Source organism: Treponema sp. R6D11 (assembly GCF_054786075.1).
Genome location: NZ_BDHD01000766.1, coordinates 1 through 535 on the forward strand (window position 1 = coordinate 1; position 535 = coordinate 535).

At 43.6% G+C, this 535-nt stretch carries 1 protein-coding gene; it reads right to left on the reverse strand.

Going from position 1 to position 535, the window contains the following annotated elements; genetic code table 11:
• Nucleotides 1–406: radical SAM protein (locus tag ACYVTD_RS15975; RefSeq protein WP_461248670.1), on the reverse strand; the 406-nt coding region annotated here is incomplete at its 3' end.
• Nucleotides 407–535: the final 129 nt, after the last annotated feature.

Here is a 535-nt window from a genome sequence, read left to right on the forward strand (position 1 = left end):
CCCCTATTGAAAGGGTAATGGCGCAATCTGGATACGCCGTTTTTATTTCTTTTATGATTTCACATAAAATTTCGTCCGTGTAGTACGGGTCTTCCCCGCCCTGCAATACAAAGGTGCGAAACCCCAAAGCATAGCCGTTATTGCAACATTCAAGTATCTGTTCTTGAGAAAGCCTGTACCTTTGTACTTTTTTGTTTCCCGCCCGTATTCCGCAATAGAAACAGTCGTTTTTGCAGTAATTGGTAAACTCGATAAGCCCGCGCAAATAAATATTTTTACCGTATACTTCCTGGGCTTTAATCCTTGCCCGTTCAAAAAGATAGTCGTTATCGCATGATAAAACTTGCGCAAACTCTTCTCTTGAAAGGGTTTGAAGGGCTTCAAGCTTATCAATTAATTCCTTCATTTTGAATACACCGCTTGTACGCTAACCCCATCAAGTCTGCCGATTTTTCCCGAAAGCGCGCTGATTGTATCATGAGGCGGTCCCTTGGTAGACGGCGAAGGGCGGCTTGTTGGAATTGTTTTTGCCGGT